At 40.1% G+C, this 20,406-nt stretch carries 21 protein-coding genes, 2 pseudogenes and 1 riboswitch; of the genes and pseudogenes, 18 read left to right on the forward strand and 5 right to left on the reverse strand.

The window, feature by feature from the left end; translation table 11 throughout:
• The first annotated feature begins 413 nt into the window (after positions 1–413).
• The 13 genes from JV16_RS13825 (at position 414) to JV16_RS13885 (ending at position 13,825) form a co-directional block, all read left to right on the forward strand.
• Complete coding sequence (locus JV16_RS13825) at positions 414–1,355, forward strand: endonuclease I family protein (RefSeq protein WP_244463837.1); 942 nt, start codon at positions 414–416, stop codon at positions 1,353–1,355.
• Between the two features lie 322 nt (positions 1,356–1,677).
• Positions 1,678–2,991, forward strand: coding sequence for an ammonium transporter (locus JV16_RS13830; protein ID WP_021094113.1), 1,314 nt, complete (start codon positions 1,678–1,680; stop codon positions 2,989–2,991).
• Between the two features lie 13 nt (positions 2,992–3,004).
• Positions 3,005–4,033, forward strand: a complete 1,029-nt coding sequence (locus tag JV16_RS13835; protein WP_021094112.1) for a DUF294 nucleotidyltransferase-like domain-containing protein — start codon at positions 3,005–3,007, stop codon at positions 4,031–4,033.
• A 3-nt stretch (positions 4,034–4,036) separates the two neighbouring features.
• Positions 4,037–4,756: an exonuclease domain-containing protein gene (locus JV16_RS13840; RefSeq protein WP_021094111.1), complete on the forward strand. Its 720-nt coding sequence runs from the start codon at positions 4,037–4,039 to the stop codon at positions 4,754–4,756.
• 87 nt (positions 4,757–4,843) lie between these two features.
• Entirely contained in the window at positions 4,844–5,149 is a 306-nt protein-coding gene (locus JV16_RS13845) for an ArsR/SmtB family transcription factor (protein ID WP_021094110.1), read from the forward strand.
• A 12-nt stretch (positions 5,150–5,161) separates the two neighbouring features.
• Positions 5,162–7,222, forward strand: coding sequence for a heavy metal translocating P-type ATPase (locus tag JV16_RS13850; RefSeq protein ID WP_042536370.1), 2,061 nt, complete (start codon positions 5,162–5,164; stop codon positions 7,220–7,222).
• Between the two features lie 109 nt (positions 7,223–7,331).
• Entirely contained in the window at positions 7,332–9,260 is a 1,929-nt protein-coding gene (locus tag JV16_RS13855; protein ID WP_042536371.1) for a putative bifunctional diguanylate cyclase/phosphodiesterase, read from the forward strand.
• 98 nt (positions 9,261–9,358) lie between these two features.
• On the forward strand, positions 9,359–10,690 hold the full coding sequence (locus tag JV16_RS13860; protein ID WP_021094107.1) for a right-handed parallel beta-helix repeat-containing protein: 1,332 nt from the start codon (positions 9,359–9,361) through the stop codon (positions 10,688–10,690).
• On the forward strand, positions 10,674–11,123 hold the full coding sequence (locus JV16_RS13865; protein ID WP_021094106.1) for a nitrous oxide reductase accessory protein NosL: 450 nt from the start codon (positions 10,674–10,676) through the stop codon (positions 11,121–11,123). The genes JV16_RS13860 and JV16_RS13865 overlap by 17 nt, the downstream gene beginning before the upstream one ends.
• Positions 11,120–11,929: an ABC transporter permease gene (locus tag JV16_RS13870; protein WP_021094105.1), complete on the forward strand. Its 810-nt coding sequence runs from the start codon at positions 11,120–11,122 to the stop codon at positions 11,927–11,929. Before JV16_RS13865 ends, JV16_RS13870 begins: the two co-directional genes overlap by 4 nt.
• Entirely contained in the window at positions 11,922–12,623 is a 702-nt protein-coding gene (locus tag JV16_RS13875; protein WP_021094104.1) for an ABC transporter ATP-binding protein, read from the forward strand. Before JV16_RS13870 ends, JV16_RS13875 begins: the two co-directional genes overlap by 8 nt.
• A gap of 51 nt (positions 12,624–12,674) precedes the next feature.
• A complete protein-coding gene (locus JV16_RS13880) occupies positions 12,675–13,301 on the forward strand; it encodes a histidine phosphatase family protein (protein ID WP_021094103.1) in 627 nt (208 codons plus the stop codon).
• Positions 13,298–13,825: a thermonuclease family protein gene (locus JV16_RS13885; protein ID WP_021094102.1), complete on the forward strand. Its 528-nt coding sequence runs from the start codon at positions 13,298–13,300 to the stop codon at positions 13,823–13,825. Before JV16_RS13880 ends, JV16_RS13885 begins: the two co-directional genes overlap by 4 nt.
• Here JV16_RS13885 and JV16_RS15615 read toward each other — a convergent pair.
• A pseudogene (locus JV16_RS15615) lies at positions 13,809–13,904 on the reverse strand (hypothetical protein); the annotation flags it as partial. The gene JV16_RS13885 and the pseudogene JV16_RS15615 overlap by 17 nt on opposite strands.
• Before the next feature lie 58 nt (positions 13,905–13,962).
• Positions 13,963–14,078: riboswitch (TPP riboswitch) on the forward strand.
• Positions 14,079–14,138: 60 nt separating this feature from the next.
• Between JV16_RS15615 and thiM the strand changes: the two are divergent.
• The 4 genes from thiM (at position 14,139) to JV16_RS13905 (ending at position 17,666) form a co-directional block, all read left to right on the forward strand.
• The gene (gene thiM, locus JV16_RS13890; protein ID WP_021094101.1) at positions 14,139–14,930 is read left to right on the forward strand and encodes a hydroxyethylthiazole kinase; all 792 of its coding nucleotides are present in this window, start codon (positions 14,139–14,141) and stop codon (positions 14,928–14,930) included.
• 1 nt (position 14,931) lies between these two features.
• The gene (gene thiE / locus JV16_RS13895) at positions 14,932–15,585 is read left to right on the forward strand and encodes a thiamine phosphate synthase (protein WP_021094100.1); all 654 of its coding nucleotides are present in this window, start codon (positions 14,932–14,934) and stop codon (positions 15,583–15,585) included.
• An 86-nt stretch (positions 15,586–15,671) separates the two neighbouring features.
• On the forward strand, positions 15,672–16,433 hold the full coding sequence (locus tag JV16_RS13900) for an enoyl-CoA hydratase (RefSeq protein ID WP_021094098.1): 762 nt from the start codon (positions 15,672–15,674) through the stop codon (positions 16,431–16,433).
• 96 nt (positions 16,434–16,529) lie between these two features.
• Positions 16,530–17,666 (forward strand): fused response regulator/phosphatase, encoded by a 1,137-nt coding sequence (locus JV16_RS13905; RefSeq protein WP_021094097.1) that lies wholly within the window; start codon positions 16,530–16,532, stop codon positions 17,664–17,666.
• Between the two features lie 18 nt (positions 17,667–17,684).
• On the opposite strand, the gene JV16_RS13910 is transcribed toward JV16_RS13905, so the two are convergent.
• The 4 genes from JV16_RS13910 to JV16_RS13925 are packed head-to-tail and all read right to left on the reverse strand — an operon-like array spanning position 17,685 to position 20,064.
• Entirely contained in the window at positions 17,685–17,978 is a 294-nt protein-coding gene (locus JV16_RS13910) for an STAS domain-containing protein (RefSeq protein WP_021094096.1), read from the reverse strand.
• Complete coding sequence (locus JV16_RS13915) at positions 17,971–18,366, reverse strand: ATP-binding protein (protein WP_042536372.1); 396 nt, start codon at positions 18,364–18,366, stop codon at positions 17,971–17,973. The genes JV16_RS13910 and JV16_RS13915 overlap by 8 nt, the downstream gene beginning before the upstream one ends.
• Complete coding sequence (locus tag JV16_RS13920) at positions 18,344–18,673, reverse strand: hypothetical protein (protein ID WP_021094094.1); 330 nt, start codon at positions 18,671–18,673, stop codon at positions 18,344–18,346. Before JV16_RS13920 ends, JV16_RS13915 begins: the two co-directional genes overlap by 23 nt.
• A gap of 23 nt (positions 18,674–18,696) precedes the next feature.
• Positions 18,697–20,064 (reverse strand): globin-coupled sensor protein, encoded by a 1,368-nt coding sequence (locus JV16_RS13925; protein WP_021094093.1) that lies wholly within the window; start codon positions 20,062–20,064, stop codon positions 18,697–18,699.
• A 142-nt stretch (positions 20,065–20,206) separates the two neighbouring features.
• On the opposite strand from JV16_RS13925, the pseudogene JV16_RS13930 reads away from it, so the two are divergent.
• A pseudogene (locus JV16_RS13930) lies at positions 20,207–20,406 on the forward strand (IS1380 family transposase); the annotation flags it as partial.

Genomic DNA, 20,406 nt, shown 5'->3' on the forward strand with positions numbered 1-20,406 from the left:
TTAGCCCTTATCACGTATTGCTTACATGTTCTCATTCAATTGGAGATGAAAAGTAAGAAATCCCTACTTCGAATTACTCGTTGGTTAAAGAGAGCTCTGTGGAAACCAGCTTATGTTTGGTTGCGAAAATTTGATGGGCGAGCCAGTCCATAATCTCCCTTTTGTCGTTGTCGCTCTGATTTAACTGTATATATTTACCAAATGGACAGTGCCGCCTTTCTTTAGGTTTTGTCTTTTTGGCACAAATTCACAAAAAATAATTAACAGAAAATTCTAACTATATTTATGCAATGCTAATGTGTTCACATATTAACTATAATGGATAATATGAAGCGAAAGAAGATGACATGGCCGCGTCATAATGGATCATATATGAATACATTATAGTAAAAAAATGATTGGGGAGAAGAAAGGTGGAAGATGTTGTACTTCAACATGCGGAACAGTTGAAGCATTGGGAAGAAAAACAAGAAGAGATTTTACAAGAATTAATTCAAAACCAACAAAAAATTCATCAGCAAAACGATTTATATTATAACGAAAAAGAAGAGGCGCGCATTATTGAACGATATTATGAGCATATTCATGATCAAACGGACGGAACGTTTTTATTTCGAGCATATCACGATTTAATCAAGCGGACACATATACGCCGCATCCCTTATTTTCTAAGCAAAGATTACTATTTGTACACATGGGTTGATTTGCAGCCGGATGGAACAGTAAAAAGTATTTATTCAGGAAAAAAGAAAGATCCGCGCACGGTTATTTTACAAGACTATGAGACGATTCAAAAGCGATATGAACAATTTATTCAACTTGTGAAAAAAGCAAAAAAAGGTGAACTCGATCTTGAACAAAAGATGAAAATGGTCGATCGACAATTCAAATTTAATGCCGAGCATGTCGTTCCGCAATCTTGGTTTGGGGCGAAAGAGCCGATGAAAGGAGATTTGCATCACTTATTCGTTTGTGAACCACGTTGTAATTCGATCCGTTCGAATTTTCCTTATGCAGATTTTCCATTTTATGAACCAGAGTCCCCTTATGAAATGGTTCAAAATGACTGTGGAGTAGCATACGGAGAATATTTTGAGCCTGAACACGGAAAAGGGGCGGTGGCGCGAGCGATGTTGTATTTCCTCGTTCGTTATCCGCGAGCGATCAAACAACCGTTTATTGATCAAATAAACATTTCGTTGCTTATTCAATGGCATAAACAGTTTCCTGTTACAATGTATGAAAAACATCGTAACGCGGCTATTTTTCGTATTCAAGGAAATCGCAATCCGTTCATAGATAAACCGTATCTTGTTGACCAACTTCATTTTTTCATTGGACGTAAAAGTGGTTAGGCGTTCGCACACATCCCACTCTTTTTCATATGCTGTATTACAGTTTATGAAAAGGGGAAGACGCTGCCATCTGCGGTGTCAGCCCATTTGAATTAGCAAGACGAAATGTTGTGCCAGTTATTATCGGGTTAACTGTAACGACAGTGGTTGCGATGTTTCTTATTTAGTTATAAAGAGTGTCTCCAACGAGGCACTCTTTTTTCTATGTTATAAAAAGTAACGTATAAATAAAAATTTTCAAAAAAATGTTGCATTTCTATCTCTTTGTGTAATATATTATAACCATAAATGTTATAAAAAATGACATAAAGGAGAGATGAGAATGAATGAAGTACAGTTGAGTTTGGCGCTTGATTCGCTTTGGGTCATGTTAGGAGCTATTTTAGTCATTGGGATGCAAGTCGGATTTGCTTTGTTAGAAGCTGGTTCGACACGGATGAAAAACGCTGGTCATGTCGCCGGAAAACAAATATTAAGTTTTGCGATTGCCTCACTTGCATTTTGGGCAGCAGGTTTCGCCATTACATTTGGAAAAGGAAATGGATTCATTGGTACAGAAGGATGGTTTTTGAAGGAAGGAACAGAAACGTTCTCCTCACTTTCATGGGCGAATGTGCCACTTGAGTTAAAATTTTTATTCCAGCTTGCTTTTGTTGGGGTATCTTTAGCGATTGCGTGGGGAGGATTCGCTGAACGAGCGAAATTATCTGTTTACTTTATTTTCGGAACGATTTTTACCGTCGCTATTTACCCTGTCATCGGTCATTGGGTATGGGGAGGTGGCTGGCTTGGTGAAATGGGAATGCAAGATTTTGCAGGTTCAACAGTTGTTCATTTACAAGGCGCGATTGCCGCATTAGTCGCAACGTTGCTACTAGGGCCACGAATTGGAAAATTCAACAAAGATGGGACACCTAACTACATTCCAGGCCATAACCAAGTATATACCGTTATTGGTGGCTTCGTCTTATGGGTTGGCTGGTTTGGATTTAATGCAGGAAGTACAATGGGAACGGCAGATGGATTTTTCGGTTATGTCGCGTTAACAACAAATATTGCAGCAGCAGCTGGAGCGATCGCTTCGATTTTGACAGCAAAATGGCTTGTTGGGAAAGCGGATATTCCTGCGATGGTCAACGGCGTATTAGCCGCACTCGTTGCGATTACAGCAGCATGCGCGTTCGTTGAGCCGTGGGCGGCAGCAGTTATTGGTGCTGTTGCGGGGTCATTTACATTTTGGACGTCTGTATATTTTGAACGAAAAGGTATTGACGATCCGATTTACGCATTTTCTGTTCATGGGATAGCCGGCATTGTTGGAACGATTTCAACTGGCTTTTTCGCTTCGCCACGCCTTGTAGAAAAAACAGGAATTGGAAAACCGGGGTTGTTTTATGGCGGGGGAGTGGATCAGCTTCTTGTTCAAACGATTGGTGTTTTAGGTGCAGCAGTGTATGTGGCGGTTGTTTCGTTTATAATCTTATATGCTTTGAAAAAGACGATCGGTTTGCGAGTGACACCTGATCAAGAAATTTCTGGACTTGATATTAGTGAGCATGGTTCATACGGGTATCCAGAACATTTAGACCCGACTTATCAACAACCACCAACCGTTGTTTCATCTCGTTCGTTATGAAAATGGTGATCGTATGAATGCTTTGAACTCAATTGTCGCTCGGGCGGAACAATGTAGCGATACAGCACAACTAAAGCAACTTCATGATGAAGTTGCTTTTCTCCTCTCTTCTTTTTCATTTTCTTTTTACGATATATTTGATGTATACGATGCGCTTTGTATGTGTCACGATGCGTTAATGAAACAAGCGTTGTTGTTAGCTGAACGAGAAGTTGATCGACAAGGAATCGGCAAAAAACCTTCTTCTTTTTGTTGGTTTGTGATGGGAAGCAGCGGACGAAAGGAACCAACCGTTTGGACTGATCAAGATAACGGTGTGATTTTTTCATGCTTGCATAGCGAAAAAGACGATTGTTATGTATATATGCGTGAGTATGCGCGCCTCGGCGTTCTTTATTTAAACAAAATCGGTTATCCATATTGTCCCGGTTATGTGATGGCGACAAACGAAAGATGGTTAAAGGAAGTTGAAGAATGGAACGAACAAGTTGAAAAATATGTAACAAACGAACATATAGATGATATTCGCTATTTATCTATGTTAGCTGATATGCGTCCGATTTATGGGGAATATGCACTTGCTAATCAGCTGAAAACGACATTATATAAAAAGATTGCGGCGACTTTTTCTTTGCGCAGTCGAATGATTGATAGCGTTCGTATTCCTTTTGTGCCGATTGGACCTTTTGGACGGGTGTACGTCGAACGTTGGGGAGAGAAAAGCGGCATGATTGATATAAAACAAGGAGGATATGTTCAGCTCAATCATGTGTTGAAATGGGTTGCTGTTCAAAAACAATTTGTTCATGCTTATTCAACATTTGAGCGGTTAACGCGTTGGTATGATGAACACGGCTGCTCGCAACAGCAGTTTGAACGTATCGAAAAAGCGCTTCAGACGTTTTTGTATTTTCGCTTACGATGTTCGTTAGAAGAGAGCGATTTGTCGATCCAACATTTATCAAAAGAAGAAAAACAACGATTAAAAAAAGCGATGATAGTAGCAAAAAAAATGCAACGTCATGCAAGGAAGTGGGTGTAATTGATGGAGCGACCGTTTCAATGGATTAACCGCGTATTATCGCTTGGCCTTCGGTATGATCAAGCAACAGCGGTCGGTCCAGCTTTTCAACAAGAGGCATGGATTCGAAAAATGATGAAAGAAGCAAAGAAACATACGTATTCGCTCGAAACGCCGCTTTCTGACGTGACGTTTATTTTATTAGATACAGAGACGACAGGTTTTTCCCCTCAAAGAGGAGATGAAATTTTTTCACTTGCGGCTTTAAAAACAAAAAAAGGTGAAGCGTTTGACTTGTATTGTTCTCACTTTCGCCCAAAGCGTCCGATTCCAGAGCACGTCGTCGCACTTACAGGCATAACAAATGACGATGTGGTATGCGCGCCTTCGCTTGAAGAGGAGATTCATCATGTCCTTTCTTTTTTAAATGGCAGTATTTTAATCGGTTATCATATTCAGCACGACGTTGCATTTTTAAATGAATTTTTATCACGAAACTATCGGATCGTTTTGCAGCAAACAGCGATCGAAATGAGGAGAATAATGGAATGTATATATCACTATTCATTTCCAACACTCGATGATGCATTATCATTTTACCATTTATCCCCTATTGATCGTCATACGGCGAAAGGAGATGTGATGAGTTTATTTGAGATTTGGAAGCGAGTTTTTGTAGACTTGCAACGGTTGAAAATCGACACGCTACATGATTTATATGCGTTACTTAGTCAACGTTCATAAACGAATGTTGACTTTTTTTACGAAAAATTATACAATTTCATTAACTTATATGAACATATATTCATATATTGAAAGAGGGGAGAACGAGTGAAAGAGTTATATGAGCCGTTAGATGAAGAAACGCTTTTCATCGTATCACAAACATTTAAAGCGTTAAGTGACCCGACACGTATTCGTATTTTACATTTACTTTCATCTGGTGAGTTTTCAGTAACGGAGATCGCGAATCGATTGTCACTTTTACAATCGACCGTATCTCATCAGCTCCGTTTTTTAAAAAATTTACGCCTTGTGAAATATCGAAGAGAGGGCACGACGTTATATTATTCGTATGACGATGAGCATGTGTTGCACATTCTTGAACAAACGATACGTCATGCGCGTGATCATTAGGGGGGGAGTCAAGTGAAGGAGTATCAAGTGAAAGGGTTGACATGCGCAAATTGCGCTCGAGCATTAGAAGAACAAATTCAGTCGCTTCCATATGGAGAAGGAGCAACATTAAGCTACAATAGCGGAAAATTACGTGTGAATGAACGCGTGAATTTAGAAAAAGTACGTGCGATTTTGGCGACAGATGGGGCATATATGGTAGAAGATGAGCAGTCACAAAGAAAACGAAATCCTCTTCTTTATCTCGTTGGCACATCTATTTTCCTTTTTGTCATGGCCTTTTTACTTGAACGATTTACCGGTAACGAAGTCGTCAGCATTTATATCATTGCGACAGCGCTCAGTGGATATAAAACGTTTATCAAAGGGCTGAAAAACATCGTTCGTTTTCGTTTCAATATGGATACGTTAATGACAATTGCACTCATTGGAGCGTTTGGCATTGGCGAATGGAAAGAAGCGACGGTTGTTGCCATTTTATTTGGTATAAATGAGTATTTAGAAGGATTAGGCATGGAACGGGCGCGGCGATCCCTTGATATGTTGCTGAAACAAGTACCAAAAGAAGCGATTGTCATATGTAACGGGCAAACGCGTGTCGTTTCGATTGATTCGTTACAAGTGGGAGATGTTGTGCTCGTTCGTCCCGGTGAAAAAATTCCATCAGACGGCGTTGTTATTCAAGGGAAAAGTTCTGTCAACGAAGCAGCGATTACAGGTGAATCGATGCCGATCGAAAAGGAGACAGGAATGAGTGTGTATGGCGGAAGTGTAAATAACGAAGGGATGTTACACGTCCAAATTACAAAACAATATAAAGATAGTTCTTTGTCCAAAATATTACATCTCGTACAAGAAGCACAAGAAACAAAAACACCGCTTGAATTGTTCATCCAACGTTTTGCCAAATACTATACGCCATTCATTATGGTTGTTGCGTTATTCGTGATGACGATTCCACCTTTATCGTTTGGGGTACCTTGGCACGATGCCTTATATCAAGGTTTAGCCGTTTTAATTGTCGGTTGTCCGTGCGCCCTTATTTTATCTTCACCAATCGCATTGTTAGCTGGTATGGCGCGCAACGCGAAAAAAGGAGTGCTAGTGAAAGGGGGCGTTCATTTAGAGACGCTCGGACGTGTACGTACGATTGCTTTTGATAAAACAGGGACAATTACAAAAGGAAAACCGCATGTCACGGATGTCATTGCATATATTGGCGAAAATGAACTGCTTCGTATTGCTGCATCGTTAGAAAGTGCGTCTTCCCATCCACTCGCACAAGCGATTGTCCAAAAAGCAAAGCAGCATGATATTTCATATAAACAGCCAGAACAAATGGAGACGAGAACAGGAAGTGGAATAGAAGGGAAAATAGATGGGAAGCGTTATCGTATTGGAAATGAACGAATGTTTGATCAACAAGATCTTTCCGAACAAATTCAAAAAGATGCGGAAAAGTTAAAAAGTGAAGGTAAGACGATCGTTTTTCTAGCGGATGAACAACATGTACTCGGCTTATTCGGTATTGCTGATGAAGTGCGTGAAGAGAGCAAAGAAGTGATGAAGCAGCTACATCGTATCGGTATTCGTCGTACAGTGATGTTAACGGGAGACCATGAGAAAACCGCGCAACAAGTAGCAAAGCAAGTAGGAGTGACAGACGTATTCGCCCAGCTTGTTCCTGAACAAAAAGTGGAAAAAATAAAACAGTTAATGAAAGACAATATCGTAGCGATGGTAGGGGATGGAATGAACGATGCGCCAGCACTTGCTCATGCGCATGTCGGAATTGCTATGGGGAAAGGAACAGATAGCGCAATCGAAACAGCGGATGTTGTTTTGATGCAAGATCATCTAGGGAAATTGCCAGAAGCGATCGCTATCGCTCGACGAGTGAATCGCACGATTCGTTTAAATATTGCAGTAGCACTCGGATTAAAAGCGATGGCGCTACTATTAACCATTCCAGGTTGGCTAACGTTATGGATCGCGATTTTATCCGATATGGGTGCAACGATTTTTGTTAGTGTACTAAGCTTATTGATTTTATGGGAGAAGCGCACAAGGTAAGATTGTGCGCTTTTCTAAAAAAAGGATATTATTCAGAAATATTAGAAACGTTGTTGATTTTTTCACCGTTTTTAGTGAAAATGAAGATAGAACTTTAACAACAAAGAGGATGAATAAGATGATGCAAGCAATCGCTGTCATTGCCCCAAATGGAAAAATTTTAGGGGCAGATGAACATTTTTTTCAACATTTTTATCATCGTGAGGTTGATCGCGGGCTGTTAGAAAAGTTTATACAAGAAGCTGAAAATGGGCGCACGGTTTCGTATGCCGTCATAAAACAAAAAAATGGACAAAACGATGTATATGTACAAGCAACAGCTTTATATAACAAAGAAGGAAACTTACAGGCGGTTGTTGCGACATATCAATATGAACCGTTTATCGATATGCGTCTTACTTCTTCGATCGCTTCACTTGCATCTGAATTTACGTTTATTTTATCAGCAGAAGGCGAGATTACGTACGTTTCGCCGACGGCTCAATATGTGTTGAAGTGCACAGAAGAAGTGTGTAGCCATGAATTATTTTCTTTTGTTCATCATGAAGACATACCGCTTTTGATGGAAAAGTTACATACGATTTATGCGACAAAAGAAAAAGAGACGACAATTGACTGTCGTTGGCGGACAGATGAAGGGCATTTTATATGGATTCATATGCATGCCCACTCGTTGTTAAATGAAAAAAATGAAATTGAACACGTCATTGTTGTTGCAAAAGATATTACAAAGTGGAAATGTTGCGAGGAAGCACTTGCGAAATTAAAACATTTCGATTCGTTAACCAACATTCCGAATCGCTTTTATTTTGAATCGTATGTACAACATATGATTCAACAAAAGCGACCGTTTGCATTATGTTATATTGATTTTGACAAAATTAAATGGATTAACGATCGCTTTTCGTATCAGGCTGGAGACTTCTTTTTGCAAGAAGCTGTTCGTCGCATTCAGCAACATTTGCAACAAGAAGACTTTTTTGCTCGCATCGGTGGCGATGAGTTTGCAATCGTGCTACACGATGTGAATAAAGAAACGATTGTTACGCGGCTGGAACATTTGCTTCAATCGTTTGTAGAACCATTCCGATATAAAGAGCATGTCATTCAATCTAGCCTTTCTGTTGGGGTGACGTTTTTTCCGCAAGACGGTATGGATTTAGACACGCTGTTAAAACAAGCGGATCAAGCGCTCTGTTACGCAAAAGAGAGAGGGAAAGGTTATCATTTTTACCATCCTCAACAAAATCGAAAAACAATGATTGAACAAGAGCTACCGATTGCGTTGTTAAACAATCAATTTTATTTATGTTACCAACCGAAAGTGTCGCTAGATAATGAAGCGATTATGGGAGTTGAGGCGCTCATGCGCTGGACGCATCCAACGCTTGGAGCGATCTCACCACTAGAGTTTATTCCGATCGCAGAGAAAAATGGATTTATTTTTGAAATTACAACATGGGTGTTAAAAGAAGCGTGTCGACAAGTAAAACAATGGCAAACCCATTTTCCGACGCTAAAGCTCGCGGTGAACTTATCACCATTTTTACTGAATCGAAAAGAATTTGTGATGCATGTAAAAAATATTTTGCAAGATACACAGTTTCCACCAAACTATTTAATTTTAGAAATCACAGAAAGTGGACTAATGGAAAATATCGAGACCGGGAGACATATTTTAACAGAGTTAAAACAGATCGGAATTCAAGTAGCAATTGACGATTTCGGTACCGGTTTTTCATCGCTTGCTTACATTCGCAACTTACCCGTTTCATTATTAAAAATCGACCGCTCATTCATTCGTGACATCACGGATAATTCAAAAGATGCTACAATCGTTGATACGATTATTCATTTAGCGAAAAGTTTAGATTTACAAGTACTTGCCGAAGGGGTAGAACGCGACGATCAAGTATCTTTGTTACAAAAAATGGATTGTGATTTTGCGCAAGGGTTTTATTTTAGTCAATCGTTAGAAGCGGAGAAGTTACTACAATGGCTTGAACAGCATAATCAATCGAAAGAGGCGCTTCATTAGTGCCTCTTTTCACGTTTTGTTCACATATATTTTCTTTTTTCTTCACAAATTTACATTAGTGTAGATGTATAAATGATAAGAACGAGGAATGAATAGACATGCGTAGCTTATTTTTTTTGCTTATACCGATCGTTACACTTTTGTTTGCAGAAACTGCATATGGACAAACGATTGAAGTACATAAACAGTTGCAACAGGCCATTGATGAAGCGCATGCCGGTGATGTATTAGTCGTCAAACGTGGAGTATACGAAGGTCCGATTATTATTCATAAGCCGATTCATTTGATTGCTGAGCCCGGAGCGGTAGTTGATGGGGATGGAAGTGAATATGTCGTAACCATTCGTGCACCCCATGTTTACATAGAAGGGCTCACGATTCGTAGAAGTGCATACGGGAAAGGAGCAGGTGTACAAATTAAAGAAAGTTCACATGTGACGTTGAAAAACGTACGTATTGAAGATGTGCATTATGGTGTTTACGTAGAAAAAGGAACAAATATTCATCTCGTAAACAATGTTATGCGTGGTCGAGATGTTCACTTTGCTCAACGTGGCAACGGCATTCACTTATTGAAGACAAAACATGTCGTTATACGTCAAAATGATATTTCGCGTGTGCAAGATGGCGTGTATTTGGATGGAGCTGAACATACGACGATCGAGAAAAATAAAGTAACAAATGCGCGCTATGCGATTCATTTTATGTATGCAGAGGATGGAATAGCAAAAGAGAACGTGCTGATGGAAAATATTAATGGAATCATGATGATGATGTCAAAACGATTTACGATCGAACAAAATACGATTGCCAAACAATTAGACTACCGTGGATACGGAGCGCTCATTTATGATAGTGAACATGTTGTGATGCATAACAATACGTTACTTTATAATAGCACAGCGTTATCATTACAAAACGGACGTCATTGTACTATAAAAGCAAATGAATTCATTGGAAATTATCGTGCTCTGCATAGTTTATATGAAAATGACAATACGATTGTTGTTGAAAATAAATTTTTAGGAAATATGGAAGACGCATTGATTCAAGGTGCGCCCATTGCATTTGATGATGGGGAAAAAGGGAACTATTGGGATACTTACCGGTTTTACGACTTGAACGATGATGGAATTGGGGATGCCCCGCATCGTATTCGTTCGATGTATAGTCGACTGTTACGACAATGGCCAAGCGTGCAATTTTATTTTCAAAGTCCTGCGCTAGCGCTTCTTGATACAACGGAGTCATTTTTTACACAAGCACAGGCGCAAGGAGAAGACCGTTTTCCGCTTATGGAAGTCGATTACAATAAAAACGCAACAAACGAACGATCATGGAGACTATTGTTGTTTGGAAGCATCTTATTAGTAAGCAGTTTGTTTATGTTTGTATATGGAAGGAGAATGAAATATGAAAAAAATTGCTAGTCTTTTATTTGCATGCTTCCTTGTTGCATGTAGTGGAGAGAAAACGTATGAACCGGAAGACATTAATCCGGATATTGATGTATGCGTTGTTTGCAATATGAGTATCGTAGCGGAGCAGTATGCAACGGAAGCGATTTTGAAAGATGGAACGGTGCATAAATTTGACGATATTGGTTGCATGATTGAGTGGATGCGTAAGCAAAACAACGATGACATAGCTAAGTTATATGTTCGTGATGTGACAAATGGTGAATGGGTTGAGCTCGAGAAAGCGGTTTATGCTTATCATCCAGATTATTGGACGCCGATGAACTACGGGGTCGTTTCATTTGCGAATGAGCAACATGCGAAAGCGTACATGGAACAAGAAGGGGAAGGACAGTTATGGACGTATGAGCAACTAAAACAACACCGGTGGGGATTTGAACGATGAATACGGCGATGAAGTACCAATGGATGATGATGATTCGTAGCAAATGGCTCATCAGCTTTGCGATTTTATTTGCGATTTTATCATCAACCGTAATTGCGAGTAGCGGACACGAGACAGCGGGGGTATTTACACGTTCGACGGCAGCTTTATTAAATTTATCTCTTTTACTTGTTCCTCTTGTTGCCCTATTAGCAGGTAGTTTATTTATCGCAGGGGAGAAAGAAGACGGTCGGTTATCGCTTATATTAACATACCCGATCTCCCCTCGTTCGTTAACGTTCGGATTATATGCCGGTAGTTGTATATCATTATGGACAGTGATTGCTTTCGGATATGGAAGTGCAAGTGTTGTCCTTTTTACAACAGGAGGAACGTGGTCGACATTTTTTTTCCTTTCATTTGCATTAACGATCGTATTAACGAGCATTTTTTTAGCGATCGCTTTATTCATTGGACTTGTTGCTTCTAATCGTTTACAAGCGCTCGGTGTCAGCCTGTTTATTTGGGCATTTTTCGTTTTATTTTATGAATTTCTCACATTGGCATTATTATCGCTTGTGCCAAAACAGTTTACCATCCTACTATTCGGGTTATCTGTTATTTGTAATCCAGTTGAACTGATGCGTGTTTGGACGATAACGGCGATGAAAAGTAGCGCTCTATTTGGACCGCAACTATACGAATGGTCAAAATGGGCAGAAAGCACAAGTGGACAACTGTCATTTGTGGCGATCGCATGCGTATGGATGATTGTGCCATTATTTTTAGCGAACGTATGGATGAAACGAGGGAAACGTCATGCTTGAGGTGAGACAATTAACGAAAATATACAATGAACAAAACAAAGTAGAAAACATTTCATTTTCTGTTCAGCCAGGACAATGTTTGGCGTTATGCGGTGGTAACGGTGCTGGGAAAAGTACAATTATTAAAATGTTAATTGGACAACTCACTCCGACAAAAGGAGACATATGTGTAAACGGAAAACAAGTAAAAAAAGATGAGAAAAAATGGTTTTCCTTTATGCCCGATCATTTGCAATTTCCTCCGCTTTTAACGGGTTACGAAGTGTTATCTTTGTTCGGACGATGGCAAGGAGCAACAGCTGAGCGTGTCGAACAATGTTTACAGCTTGTTGGGTTGACGAACGATCAACATAAGCAAGTAAAGACATATTCAAAAGGAATGCAACAACGCCTTGCATTTGCGCAAGCGCTTTTAGCAGACGCGCCATTGCTTATTTTAGACGAGCCAACAAACGGTTTAGATCCGTATTGGGTATGGGAATTTAAACGACTCATTCAGATTGAAAAAGAAAAGGGAAAAGCCATTCTTTTTTCGACACATATGTTGTCGATCGTGGAAGAAATTGCAGATGCTGTTGCGTTTATTCATCAAGGACAAATGCTCGTATATGATTCGGTTTCTACACTTTGCCAAGATGGGCAATCGTTAGAGTCTATATTTTTTGCACAACTTTCACAACATATGGCATACTGAAAAAGTAAGCGAACATAGCTTACTTTTTTTCGTTTGGAGGGGGAATTTAACATGTTAAAATTATACGTCATTCGTCATGCAGAAACAGAGTGGAATGCACAACAACGCATGCAAGGATGGAAAGATTCATCTTTAACTGAAACAGGAAGAAAACATGCGACACTTTTACAGGAACGCTTACGTACTGTCCCGTTTACGGCTCTGTATTGTAGCCCGAGCGATCGAACAAAAGAAACGGCTCAAATTGTTTTAGGACAACGTGACGTACCAATGTATTTCGATGAACGATTACGTGAAATTCATTTAGGTCATTGGGAAGGAAAAACGATTGCCGAAATTGCTCAAACAGATGAACGAAATCATTATTATTTTTATCATGAACCACATGCATACAATCCGATCGTTGGAGAAACGTTTCTTGATGTGCAACGTCGAGCTGTCGCTGCCATTCAGCATATTGCTGATACTCATTCAGAAGGTCATATTCTTGTCGTTACACATGGCGTCGTTATTCGTACGCTCCTTGTATATTGGAAACAGCAACCGCTCGCACAGTTATGGGAAAATAGCCGCGTATATGGTACGAGTGTGACTATCGTTTCGTTCGATGGAAAACAGTGGACTTTGGAATGTGAGTCAAATATTTCGCACCTTGAAGGTGAGATGATACGAGGATGAAAAAATGGTTTGTTCTTTTTGTATTCATTTTCCTTATTCACGGTTGTGTACAGCAAAATAAAGGAACGACGTTTGTTACGACAGTACAATATGTTGTTGATGGGGATACAATCAAAATAAAAAAAGATGGAGAGATTGTAACCGTTCGTCTATTAAACATTGACACGCCAGAAACGTATCGCGAAAAACAGGCGTATGGTGAAGAAGCAAAGCAATTTGCTAAAGATGTCCTTCTTCACAAAAAAGTGACGGTCGAATTAAGTGCGAAAGAACAACCGTATGATCGTTACGGTCGATTGCTTGCGTACATATGGTTGGAGGATGGAACTTTGTATCAAGAAAAAATTGTACAAGAAGGGCTGGCACGTGTTGCTTATGTGTTTGAGCCGGATACAAAATATGCAAAAAAATTGTATAAAGCACAAGGGGAAGCAAAAAAAGCGAAAAAGCGCATTTGGAGTGTGGATGGATACGTAACAGAAGAAGGATTTAATATGAGCGTATGGTTAGATCAAGCTTCGTAGCAACTGCTTTTTGTTCAAACCATGAAAGGACGATGCTAACAGGCAGTTCATTCACTTCACAGCCAAACGCTTCTGCAAGTTGTTCTATATTGAATAATGAGAAAAAATGTATTAAAATAAAAGAAAAATTAAATGAATCACACTACTAGGGGTGCCGGATGGCGATGGCTGAGAGGAAAACGCGCAATCAGTTTTCCAACCCTTTGAACCTGATCTGGTTTGTACCAGCGGAGGGAAGTAGGCTATGTTTTGTCAATGTAAACTAGTCGATTCTTTCCGACTAGTTTTTATTTTTTTATAGGGGGAATGAACGATGAATGTTGGACAATGGTTAACGCGCGTGAGAAAGGAGTCACCACTTGTACATAATATGACAAATGTGGTGGTGACCAATTTTGTTGCTAACGGTTTACTTGCGATAGGCGCATCTCCTGTCATGGCGTATGCTAAGGAAGAAGTAGCTGATATGGTGCGCTTGGCACGTGCGCTTGTATTGAATATCGGCACATTAAATGAAACAGACGTAGAAGCGATGTTGATTGCTGGAAAAGCGGCAAATGAAGCAAACGTCCCTGTTGTTTTTGATCCCGTTGGGGCGGGAGCGACAGCGTATCGCACGGAAACAGCAAGACGTATATTGAATGAAGTAAACATTTCTATTTTGCGTGGAAATGCATCAGAAATCGCAAGCGTTGCTGGAGAACAAGTACGTACAAAAGGGGTAGATGCAGGGGACGTTCAAGGTGATCTCGTGCACGTCGCAAAAAAAGTAGCACGTATGTTTCACTGTGTAGTCGTTGTAACCGGGAAAAATGATATAGTGACAGATGGAGAACACGTAACGATCGTTTCAAACGGCGATGCGATGTTGACGAAAGTAACCGGGACAGGTTGCTTATTAAGTGCAGTATTAGGCGCATTTGCTAGTGTAGGAGAAAACATCGTAGAATCATCTGTCGCTGCGCTCGCTTATTACGGTGTAGCAGCTGAAAAAGCAGCCAAACAAGCGCAAGCACCTGGTTCTTTTCAGCTTGCATTTCTTAATGCTTTATACGAAACGAGCGCAGAAGAAGTAGATGAATACGCACACATTCGAGGGGAATAAAATGATGAAACAAAAACTATCTTTATACTTTGTGATGGGGAGCGTCGATTGTACGAAAGATCCACTCGCCGTGCTTGATGAAGCGATCGAAGGTGGCATTACGATGTTTCAGTTTCGGGAAAAAGGAAAAGGGGCACTGACAGGAGTTGAAAAATATCGTTTAGCTGAGAAATTGTTTGAGCGATGTCTTGCTCACAACATTCCTTTTATTGTAAATGATGATGTTGATTTAGCGCTTGCCTTACAGGCAGATGGGGTTCATGTCGGACAAGAAGACGAGGCAGCTGAACGTGTTCGTGATCGAATAGGGGATCGCTATTTAGGGGTATCTGTGCACAACTTGAATGAAGTGAAACAAGCGCTTTCTGCTCGTGCCGATTATGTTGGCTTAGGTCCGATTTTCCCAACTGTTTCAAAAAAAGATGCAAAACAAGCATGTGGATTGGCAATGATTAAGCACATTCGCGCACATGAAAAACACGTTCCGCTTGTGGCAATCGGTGGGATTACACAACAAACAGCAAAACAAGTCATTGAGGCGGGGGCAGACGGAATCGCTGTCATTTCGGCCATTTGCCGTGCCGAACAAATTCGGGAACAAACAAAGCGGCTATATGAGATCGTGATGTGTGCAAAACAAAAAGGCGGCAGTTAATGTCGTCTTTTATATTTTTAATGCAGGATTTTATTTATATCCGTCGAAAGAGAAAAACGAACATATGAAAGAGGGAGATGGGAAAAATGGAACATATCGTATTGTCATATGAAGAGCGAGTCGCAACAATCGAATTGAATCGTCCGAATGCGTTGAACGCTTTAAACGAACAAATGTTAGCGGAGTTGCTACAAGCGTTAAAAGAAGTGGAAAAAAGCGAGGCGGATATTGTCGTCATTCGTGGACGAGGAAAGGGATTTTGTGCAGGGGGAGACATTAAAACGATGTTGCAGTCAACGAATGAACATTCATTCATAGAAGTAATGGAAACGATTAAACAAATTGCTCTCACACTGTATCAATTGCCGAAACTAACGATCAGTTATGTGCATGGCGCTGCTGCAGGATTAGGATTTAGCTTAGCGCTCGCTTGCGACCATGTGATTGCAAATGAACAAGCACGTGTTGCAATGAATTTTATCGGTATTGGATTAATTCCAGATGGTGGAGGCCATTTCTTTTTAAAACGGAAAATTGGAGAAGTCAAATCAAAACAAGTGATATGGGAAGGAAAAGTAATGAGTGCACAAGAAGCATATGAAGTGGGACTCATTGATGAAATTGGTGATGAACAGACGATTCAGCAAAAAGTGAATGAATGGTTAGCGAAACCGATTGTTGCAATGATCGCAACGAAGCAGTTGTACGCTCATTTAAGCGAAGAACAATTGTTGAAAACGTTGCAAATGGAAACAGCATATCAAGCAGAAATGCGTCAAACGGAAGATCATGCGGAGGGCATTCGCGCCTTTTTAGAAAAGCGTCGTCCGCATTTTCGTGGAAAATAAAAAATTTGCAAAACTTTCATCTTTGTGCTAGCCTTTTCGGCCTTGTGACGTGTATAAATGAAATATAGAAAAATATGACGAAAAGGGCGACCGGAGATGAAAGTAGTTGTTATTGATGATTATAGACCGACATTGGAAATGATTGAAGCGATGCTTGAGCATATTGAAAATATTTCAATTTATCCGTTTGAAGATGCAGATGAAGCATACGCATATATGTTATCGCAACAGGTAGATGTCATTTTAATGGATATTTGTATGCCGAAAACGGACGGGATTGAATGGTGTCGGCGCTTTAAACAACATGAGCAATTACAACACGTTCCTGTATTAATGGTCACCGGTTATGATGATGAGCAAAAATTAGAGGAAGCGTTTGCAGCGGGGGCGTTTGACTACATTCGTAAGCCGTTCACCATGGTCGAACTAATTGCTCGTGTTCAATTGGCGTATCGCCAAAAAGAAACGATGGATCAACTGAAGCGAACGAACGAAGCATATATGGAAAGTAATCGACATATGTGGGCGATGCAAAAAAAGATGAACGAAGACTTACACTTAGCACGGCTCGTTCAAGAAGGTTTGCTCCCTGAGCGAATGAATAATGAACATATTCATTTTGTTGGGACGTATATTCCGTCCTCACAACTGTCTGGCGATTTGTATTTTTGGCAGCAAGTTCGCCCCCATATGTATGCTTTTATCGTGATTGATGTCATGGGTCATGGCGTTGCATCCGCGCTCGTTGCTATGTCGATTCGTTCGCTATTACATGGATTAATGACGAAAGTGACTGAACCGCTTGCTGTTGTACATGAATTAAATCGACATGCCTTTCAATTGTTCGGAAAAGAAACGAAATATTGTTTTACAGCTTTTTACGGAACGATTGATGTGAAAACAAAAGTGATAGAATATGTGAATGCAGGACATCCTTCGGCGATATTGATGACCAATCAAAAAATCATGTTTCTAAAAGAAGGAGGCATTCCAATCGGTATTATACCAAACGCTCCATATAAAAAAGGGACGATTTCTTTTCAACATGATACGTATCTTATTCTTTACACAGATGGGCTAATCGAAGTGTTAGGTGAAGAATGCGCCAATCAACTTGCGCATACGATGCAAATGGCTCATTCGTTTGATCAAATGGTAGAGAAGATCAATGAACAAGCACAATATGCGAAAGGAAATGACGATATTACGTTTGTTTCCATTCATGTAAAATAGCGATCTATGAACAGATCGCTATTTTACGTCTACTATTTGATCCAATTGACAAATTGATAATATATGCTTAATCGGTGCTGAAACGCCGATCATTTCAATGTGCATTCGATCTTTCAGCGGATACAGCCAGCTAATAAGCAACCGAACGCCAGAGCTATCAATAAACCGAACAGCAGATAAGTCAATTTGTAAATGAGATGTATCCCACGGCCGCGATTGAATCATCTCCTCCATGACGCGCGATGTTTCAAAGTTAATATCTTGCTGAAACGAGACAACGATTTTATCATCATATGTTACAATGTCAATCATATTTTTCCCCCTTTTTTCGTGCAATCGTTATGATTGCACGCTTCCCTTTCTCGTCAAATGAGAAATGTGTGGCGAGTTGTTGAATGAGAAAAAGTCCGCGTCCCCCTTGTTGCGTGAAATGGGGAGGGAGGTTGTTTAGTTGGTTTTCCCATTCAAACCCATCACCTTGATCGATCACTTCAATGACAACCGTTTCATCTGACCAGCTGATATATACGTTCGCGTCTTTTTTCGTAGAGTAACGAATGACATTTGAAACAAGTTCCCATAATACGAGTTGGACTGTATATTTTTGCATGTCGTCTAGTTGAATACGATCATCTAACTGCTCGAGCATCGCTGAGATCATCGTGCTATAATTTGTTTCATTTAGTTGAGCTTGAATCATTGTTTTTTAACTGAATCAAAAGTTGTTGAATATACGGATGTTTATAATCCCCTTGATGCTCGAGACGGTACAATTGACTCCATAAAGAATTATATGTTGAGCGAAACGAAAGAGGAACGTTTTCTCCAAATGAACGTTGTAAATGCATAAGACGAAACTTTGCATAATTTCGTGATGGCACATCGTTTGGAAGAAGTCCCATATCGATTCGCACAAGTTGTTCATTTGCTTCGTGAAGTAATGTTTCTGCCATTTCATCGATATGCACAAACGTTCGTTGCTCGTATTTTAGCCGTGGGTGTTTCATCGGCATCTTCCTCCATTTAACTATTACGAATTAAATTTTTCTGTCAACTTTTGATTTAAGTCGTTCAACTGTTCGGCCATTTCAGCAATTTGTGATGCGGCTGATGAAATTTCATCAAACATTTGATGAAACTGTGTAATAAGTGAAGTAAACTGATCAATTTTTTTACTTGTCGATTTCACATCGGTGACGGACTGATCGAAAATATGGACAATGCTTTCGTTCGCTTGACGGAATGCGCGCGTTTCCTCGACAATTTGTTGAAACGCATGTTCAAACTTTCGAATCGTTTGTTGCACGACATCAATATGATTTTGAATGTAATCAAGCGATTGCTCGGTTTGTGCCGCAAGCTTTCGTACTTCATTTGCGACGACCGCAAATCCTTTTCCGTGTTCACCAGCACGCGCTGCTTCAATATTTGCATTTAACGATAAAATGTTTGTCTGATTTGAAATGCTACGAATCGCATTGACGATTTCTCCGATTTTCCGCGAACTATCTGTTAGCTCATTCGTCAACGACTTTGTTCCTTCAATTAATTTCGCGACACCATCTAATTTCGTTAATGTTTGCTTCACATCTTCTTTTCCCTTTTCTACCCGTTCAGTCATTTGCACGGACTGATGTTGGATGTTTGTCACCTCATTTAACATATCTTGCACGTTTTTTTGCACTTCAAAAATGGAAGCAGTCGTTTCTTCCGCGCTTGACGCAAGCGTTGTAGATGATTCTGTTAACCGATGTTGTAGCTCTGCAATTTCGTTTAATTTCATCATCGAGGATGTATACGCCTCAATATACGTTTCAATAGCAATTTGCATATCTAATGAACAAAGTTTAGCGAAAGAACGATATACGTTCGTTGCTTCTGTTGGAGGCAATTCTTCCATCAATATGCGAAGCACTTCATTTTGAATGATCGTATAAGCGCCTAAATACCATTCTGGAAATAACCCAATACGGTTATGGACGTTGCCGATTACTTTTCGACGAACGACATACTGTTCGCCAACCTCTCCAGATACCATATCCATCAAATAAGCGCGCAACGTTTGTTTTAAGCGGTCGATCGTCGAATGATTGTCAATAATGCGTTTTAAATGAGGCATTTGTCCAACTTGATCGTAAAACGCATTGACAATTCGTTCGACATGTTTAGCGAAAAGTGGGCGAATCGAAGCAAGTTGTTGTACATCTTCTTCCGTTAATCCGACGAAAGAGACTTGCTGTTTTCGATCGCTTGAAAGAAGTTGGCGGTAATATGTCGTAACATGTGAAGGTGTAGAGAAGTGAAGAGTTGCATCTTCTTTTTCTTTTTGATGCTTTTTTCGGAATAGTTGAATGGCCCCAGATTCATTGAAAAGGGCGTGAAATGGACATTTTGACATCGTTTTCCCTCCATTTATTTATAAAAAAATCCTCTAAAATATTATCCTGAATCCGTGACAAAACATCTTTACAATGGTCGCAAACCGTTGATACGATAAGGGAAAACGACGTTGACGATTCTTCATCAAGTAGGTGAATGTGATGAAAGATTTCCCGATTCGGTTTGTATTGACAGATGAAGCGATTACTCCAAGTGCTGGGCTTGCTCTCGTGGGCTACTTACTCCATCGAACGAAACTGGATAAACGGGTAAACGCACTTCGGCTTCCAACGGTTCGTCGAGAAGTGCACATTTCCCATAGCGATGTCATTCGCTCGATGATTGGCTTGCTTGCCACAGG

The sequence above is a fragment of the Anoxybacillus ayderensis genome, assembly GCF_000833605.1.
Lineage (GTDB): Bacteria > Bacillota > Bacilli > Bacillales > Anoxybacillaceae > Anoxybacillus > Anoxybacillus ayderensis.